This is a genomic window from Vibrio sp. Isolate22 (assembly GCF_022398115.1).
GTDB lineage: Bacteria > Pseudomonadota > Gammaproteobacteria > Enterobacterales > Vibrionaceae > Vibrio.
The window spans coordinates 21,878-27,877 of record NZ_JAKEUW010000061.1; the positions used below are offsets into that span (position 1 = coordinate 21,878).

At 45.2% G+C, this 6,000-nt stretch carries 4 protein-coding genes; 1 reads left to right on the top strand and 3 read right to left on the bottom strand.

Annotated elements, in window-relative coordinates:
* Nucleotides 1-171 precede the first annotated feature (171 nt).
* Nucleotides 172-507, top strand: coding sequence for a hypothetical protein (locus tag L1D55_RS22925; RefSeq protein WP_004733275.1), 336 nt, complete (start codon nt 172-174; stop codon nt 505-507).
* A 451-nt stretch (nt 508-958) separates the two neighbouring features.
* Here the strand turns inward: L1D55_RS22925 and L1D55_RS22930 are convergent, their stop codons facing one another.
* The 3 genes from L1D55_RS22930 to L1D55_RS22940 all read right to left on the bottom strand — a co-directional run bounded on the left by L1D55_RS22930 (nt 959) and on the right by L1D55_RS22940 (nt 4,913).
* The gene (locus L1D55_RS22930; protein ID WP_239918988.1) at nt 959-3,130 is read right to left on the bottom strand and encodes a polysaccharide biosynthesis tyrosine autokinase; all 2,172 of its coding nucleotides are present in this window, start codon (nt 3,128-3,130) and stop codon (nt 959-961) included.
* 123 nt (nt 3,131-3,253) lie between these two features.
* Nucleotides 3,254-3,694: a low molecular weight protein-tyrosine-phosphatase gene (locus tag L1D55_RS22935; protein ID WP_239918989.1), complete on the bottom strand. Its 441-nt coding sequence runs from the start codon at nt 3,692-3,694 to the stop codon at nt 3,254-3,256.
* 82 nt (nt 3,695-3,776) lie between these two features.
* Nucleotides 3,777-4,913, bottom strand: a complete 1,137-nt coding sequence (locus tag L1D55_RS22940; RefSeq protein WP_239918990.1) for a polysaccharide export protein — start codon at nt 4,911-4,913, stop codon at nt 3,777-3,779.
* Nucleotides 4,914-6,000: the final 1,087 nt, after the last annotated feature.

Consider the following 6,000-nt stretch of genomic DNA (forward strand, 5'->3'; position numbering starts at 1 on the left):
ACGGGTAAGCGAGACGCGAAGAGATTAAAAGCTTAAAGAGCAGATGAGAGTAGCGAGATACGAGTAAACGAAGAGCTTGAAAAGCAGATTCGAGTGAACGAGATGCGAAAGGCTTAAGAGCGGGAGTGACGAGAAAGGCGGTATATAACCATCAATCAACCAAGGAGCAGTATGACATTGTTCGGAAGAATATTCGGGAGCCAGTCTTCCATTAGCAAAGGGTTAGATGCACTCACCAACACAGGAGATGCGATGTTTTTTACTGATGAAGAAAAAGCGAAGCACAAGCTGGCACTGCTTAAAGCGTATGAACCTTTTAAGTTAGTACAGCGCTACATTGTGTTGTTGTTCACCATTCCTTATGTGGCATTGCATGTGATGGTGATTCTGGGCTGCATGCACGGCTACGATTGGAAGCCATTAGGGGAAATGACCAATGAAGCGTTTGGTTATCCAGTGCTAGCGGCGATTGGTTTGTATTTAACGGGTGGCGTGGTTAAAAAATAGATTCGAGTAGCGAGTAAGCGGGATGCGAAGAGCTTAAAGCAGATGCGGGTGACGAGTAAACGGGATGCGAAAGGCTTAAGAGCAGGTGCGGGTGACGGGTAAACGAGATGCGAAGAGCTTAAAAAGCAGATACGAGTGACGGGTAAACGGGATGCGAAAGGCTTAAGAGCAGATGCGGGTAGCGAGTAAACGAGATGCGGAGAGACTAAGAGCGGATTCGAGTGGGTAAAGAATAGATACGAGTGACGAGTAAACGAGATGCGAAGAGCGGCGCTTTTCGTTACTCGCCACTCTCATCCTGCATCTGCCTTTTAGCGCTTCGTTTACCCGGTTACTCGCATCTCGTTACTGCCCTTTGCTTTTAAGCTCTTCGCTACTCGATAACTCGAATCCCGTATCTGCCTTTCAGCTCTTCGTTTACCCGATTACTAGCATCTCGTTACTGCTTTCTTTACTTCTTATCGCTCGAATATGCGTAGTTATAGTAACCGTAGCCGTATGAGCTAGACGCTTTCTTCTCGATGGCGTTGAAGATAACACCTTTCACTTCGATACCGGATTGTTCGAAACGGTTGCGGGCAACATCGATCTCTTTTAGGGTGTTTTGGCCGTAACGCGCCACCATTAGTGTGGTGCCAGCGAAAGAGCCAACAATGCTAGGGTCGGTTACCGCCAGTACTGGCGGGGTATCTATAATCACCAAGTCATACTCTTTTGACGCCCACTCCATCAGCTCTGCAAAGCGCGGGTGCATTAGCAGTTCCGATGGGTTTGGTGGCACTTGACCGCGAGTAAGAATGTCTAGGTTTTCTACTGGTGTTGCTTTAATAGATTGCGCAAACTCTTGTTTGTTGCTCAATACATCAGAAAGGCCATTATCCCACTTCACACCAAAACTTTGCTGTAGGTAACCTTTACGCATATCGGCATCAATGATCAGCACTTTCTGGCCGGTTTTGGCCGCTACTGCCGCAAAATTGGTCGAGATGAAAGATTTACCAATGCCCGGCGCAGGGCCAGAGATCATTAGTACGTTGTTTTTGGCTTCAAGCATTGCAAAGTGCAAGCTAGTACGAAGACCACGCAGTGCTTCTACTGAAAGATCTGCAGGGTTCGATTCTGCCAGCAGGGCCTGCGTGCCTTTGGTTTGCACTTTCTTCGATTTAAAGCGGTTGGTTAACTCAATTTGCAAATCTGATTTTGGTACAGCTGCGTAAACCGGCAGGCCAATTTGTTCAATTTTATCTGGGCTTTCAACACCACGATGGAACGCCGCTTTCACTAATACAAACGCTACACTCAACATGCCGCCTAGCAAGGTCGCTAATACCACGATCAGTGGCTTCTTAGGTTTAACAGCACGCTTATACGCTTGGGCGTCATCTAGAATACGAACATTACCTACGGTGCCCGCTTTAATTATGCTCAGCTCTTGAACCTTGTTTAACAACTGGATGTAGATTTGTTGGTTAACTTCTACATCGCGTGTCATACGTAATACTTCACGCTGCGTTTTAGGTAACTTTTGAATCTGTTCGTTCAAGCGTTCTTTCTCACGTAGCAGCGTTTTACGTTTATCAAGCAGTGATTTATAGGCTGGGTGATCTTTAGTGAAACGCTGACTGATCTCGCTCTCTTTAAACGTCAGTTCGTTTAACTGCGCTTCAAGCTCGACCATTACCTTGAGCGTCGATTGCGCCTCTAAGCCCAAGTCGATCGATTCGTTCTTCTGGCGGTAGTTGTTTAGCGTGTCTTCATAACCAGTCAGCTCAGATTTAATACCAGGCAGATGGCTTTCTAAGAACTCTAGACTCTTTTCTGCTTCCGCTGAATTGCGCTTCACATTTTGTAAGAAGTAGATCTGGCTGATGTGATTAAGAATTTCAGTAATCTGTTGCTTGTTTTCGCCTTCAAAGCTCAACTTCAGAATACCAGTTTGCTTACCTTGCTCAGACAAAGACAAGGATCTTTTCAGCCATTCGATCGCTTCTAGTCGGCTGCGTTGAGCAATTGAGAATTCGAAACCATTGTGTGATTCAAACCCAGCCACAAACAAGCTGTAGTCGTCGGCCGTTGCAAGCTCACCCACTTTACCTTGTAGGATAACACGCTCATCATCACGCACCAGTTGATAAGTGCCTTGTTCTGCATCAACAATCTGGATGGTGTGACCATAAGCACTTGCATAGCTTGGCAAATTAAAACGGCTTACCGCAATATGATTGATGTCACCGGTTAAGCGTGCAAAACCTTTTCCGACGATGGGTGCGTAAATCGGTGCTGTCACCGTTGTTAGGTTAAATTTATCCACCGTTTCGCCCAAGATCATGCGCGATTTGATAATTTCGACTTCGGTTGTCGCCGATGACTCCTGCGAGAATAGCTCCCCCATATCGCCGACCATAGAAGAGATACCGCCAGAGCTCTTCTCTTCAATTTGAATCAGCGCATCGGCTTTGTAGATCGGTGTTGAAAGCAGCGCAAATGCAATACCAAACACAGCAAAGATGAATGTGGTGAGCATGATTAGCCATTTAGCATCTAATAAGATACCAAGCAATTTTCCTAAATCGATCTCATCAGGATTATCTGTATGCGATGGCTGGGAGGGTTGTGTTGTCATTTGTTTGCTACTTCCTAAATGATTGCTATCAAGAGGGTGAACGACGCATCTCTTGTCTATGATTCTGTTATTGTTACCTTTGCGACGCTTCGACGGCTTGGCAGTTATAGGCGAAGCCTCAAGTTACAGCTTTTTTGCCCACGCTTGCGCAGCTTCGTCTATCAACTGATAAGCGTAGTCAAATGCTTCACGGCTTTGGCGGTGTGGATCGGGAATGTCTTTCTGACCAATCCACTGGCCGAACAACATGGTTTTACCACGTGCTTCAGGTGAGATCTGAGTAAGCGCTTCTAAGTGGCCCTTCTCCATCACCAAGATCAAATCATACTGAGCACAAAGATGAGGCGTCACTTGCTGCGCCTGATGGTTTTCGACATCTACGCCATTTTCTGCTGCGATTAAAATCGCCGTATCATCGGCTGGCTTGCCGAGTAAACGACTCTTTTCAGCCGCGATTCCGGCAGAGGCTATCTCTTTGCCTGGAAGTAATTTTTGAAGAACGCGCTCTCCCGTTGGAGAACGGCAAATGTTGCCCACACACACGACTAAAATTTTGTTAAACATAGCTATCCCTAATTGTATTGGCTTATAAATATAAAAATCAGGCCGCATTCAACATACGACCTGATTACCATTTCCTCTTAATCTAAGGCCAATTACGAATACGCAATGCACCTTCAGTCAAGTTGTTAAAGCCGTTGATTGTCGGTAGCAACTGACCAATCACACGATTCCAACGGCTGATTGGGGCTGCCGTTACGTAAACCACATCGTAAGGTTTTAGGTCGAACTCGGTACCAATCACTAGCGCTGAAGCATCTTCAATGTCTAGCTGGTAGATGTCTGCCATACGCTCTGATTTATCATCAGAGGTACGAATAACAAACACGCCCGTCGCATCTGCTGTCAATTCGTTGATACCACCAACACTGCTTAACGCTTCAGTTAGGCTCATGCCCACACGATCAATCTTCAGAAGTTTAGGCTCTTTCACTTCACCCATTACGAAGACTTTTTGATTATCGTTACGCGGCACGTGAACAATGTCACCAGCTTGCAGTAAGCGGTTTTGCGTTAAATCACCACGCTGCATTAAGCCATACAGCGATAGGTTCTCTTCTACACCGTTACGCGTTAATGACACATTGCGCCAATCGGCATTTTCTGAAAGACCGCCAGAACGATTAACGGCATCAAGTAGCGTTAATGGAATATTGGTGATTGGCTGCTGGCCCGGCTGAGACACTTCACCAGTAATGTAGGTTTTTTTAGAACGGAACGCCGCCACGTTGACATCCACTTGCGGGCTTTCGATGTATTTAGCCAAACGTGTCGCGATGTCAGCACGAATTTCACGAACCGTTTTTCCTGCGACTTCTACAGTACCAATGTAGGGGTAGAAGATAGTGCCATCAGCATGCACCCAGTTACCGGCTTCGGTACTACTACGGTAAGAACCAGCTGGAATAGTCAATTCAGGGTGATCCCAAATCGTAATATTTAAGATATCACCAACGCCGACTTTGTATTCATACTTTGCGATGTCTACGTCTAGCTCAGGATTTGCCCTTGAAACCGATAGTTCGCCCGTTTGGTAAGTCGATACTGACTGTGCAGTAAGTGGGTAAACGTTCACCACTTCAGAAATATCAGATTCTTGCTGATCTTCAGAAGTCTGAATCACATTCTTGCCACCAGTAGATAGGTGACTACCTGGAGTCGTACACCCTGCAAGTAATACAGGAAGGAGCGCCAAAAGGAGACGATTTTTATTAATCTTCATGTTAACCAAGTTCTAGAAACGGAATGTGTTGTGATACCCCAAAGGACACCCAAAAGAAATTAAGCGAGTTATTTTATCAGCTACAACGTGTTTAATTGAGTTAGGAGCTAGAGTTACTGTGATCCTATTCCCATTTAGTGTCAAAAAACTAAAAGACGCTACCGCCCCTTGATAGTCCGCGACACCACACTGCGTAGATCATATGTTCCCTTCAATATGGGAATTGAGTAGGAATTTTTTACCCAAAACATAGCAAAAATGTGCGTTTGCATACGGTTTGTTTAATCCGTATGCATTATCCACAAATTGTGTTTATTATCAACCTAGTTGAATGGTTTTAAGGGGGAAGAGCAGATACGGGATGCGAGTAAACGAGATGCGAATAGAATAAGAGCCAAAGAGCAGATGAGAGTAGCGGGTAAACGAGATACGAAAAGATTAAGAGCGGATACGGGATGTAAGTAAGCGAGGATGCAAAAAGAATAAGAGCAGATTCGAGATGCGACTGACATCTCGTTACTCTCATCTAGGTCAACCCCGTCATTCCAGAATTGAGGAACGAAATGTCTGGAATCTCTGCTCCGCCACATCCCCGTGTTTAACATCCAGAAAAAGATAGATAAAAGCAGATGCGGGATACGAGTAAACGGGATGCGAAAAGCTTAAGAGCCCAAGAGCAGCATTCCATAACTCTCATCTAAATTACGTCGTCATTCCAGAATTAAGGAACGAAATGTCTGGAATCTCTACTTCGCCATGCCCCGTATTTAACATCCAGAAAAAGATAGATAAAAGCAGATTCGGGATGCGAGTAAGCGAAGAGCTAAGAGCGAGAGCAAAAAAAGAGGTTCATCGCGGATTAGCGGGAACTAAAAACAAAAACGGTAGTAAGTGATATGGTTTAGTCGCCAAACAAAAATCATACACAAACTACCGTTTTCATGCCGAATCATACTTTCCTATCTTCATTCTGGGAAGGCTTTAAAATAGTAAAGTCTCACCAGACAGCATCACTTATTACACTGACTCTTAAACCTAACTCTGAGGCTAAATGCCTTTGCGGTCTTGAAGCCGAGGCTATCCATGA